The following is a 755-nucleotide window of genomic DNA, read 5'->3' on the forward strand; positions in this document are numbered from 1 at the left end:
TTCGAGGCCCTGCGCCGCCACGCACGCGCCCAACGCCTGCCGCTGACCACGGCCGCCCGGCAGGTGGTCGACATGAGGGGCCTGGCCCAGCCCCCTCCCGCCACCGCCCGGCAGCGCGAGGACGTGCATGACGGGCACCGGTCCCAAGCCGGGCGACAGCCATGACTACGAGTGAGGGCACAGAGGCAGGAGGCAGGAGACGGGATGGGGACATCGGAGAGCGCTGTGGCGGTCGCCAACTCCTTCGAGCGCTGTGAGCGGCTGTGCAGGTCGGCCCGGGAAGCGGTCGAAAGGACGCGCAGGATGCGGTCCGAGGCGGCGGAGATGCGGCTGCGGGCCCAGCAGACCCGGGCGGAACTACGGCGACGCCTGCTCCCGGAGCGCCGCGACGATGCCCCGCCCGCCCCGGCGGACGTCGTCCAGCTCACGGCCCTGATCTCCTTCGTCCGCGCCCGCCTGGACGAGGAGGCGGCGGCAGCGGACCTCTTCCACGAGTTCGGCTGCCCGGCGTCCGGCACGGGCGGCACCTACGGCTGCGCCTGCCGCGCCCCGCACCGCGCGCACCAGGACATCGCGACCCGCCGCCACATCGCCCGCGTCAGCGAAGCCGCCATCCGCGAGGCGGACCACGCCGCCCCCCACTGGCCCTTCACCGAACTGAACGCCCTCCTGGACCTCAAGGCCCTCGCCTTCGCCTACGAGGTCCACTGGCTCTGGCAGGAGGAATGGCGCCCCTGACCCCCTCGCCACCCCAC

Annotated in this window: 1 protein-coding gene; it reads left to right on the forward strand. The window is 74.2% G+C overall.

Features of this window, described 5'->3' with window-relative positions:
- The first annotated feature begins 204 nt into the window (after positions 1-204).
- Entirely contained in the window at positions 205-738 is a 534-nt protein-coding gene (locus tag AB8Z36_RS41805; RefSeq protein ID WP_369218535.1) for a hypothetical protein, read from the forward strand.
- The last annotated feature ends 17 nt before the right edge of the window (positions 739-755 follow it).

It is taken from the genome of Streptomyces flavofungini (assembly GCF_041028215.1).
In the GTDB taxonomy this organism is placed as follows: Bacteria; Actinomycetota; Actinomycetes; order Streptomycetales; family Streptomycetaceae; genus Streptomyces; species Streptomyces flavofungini_B.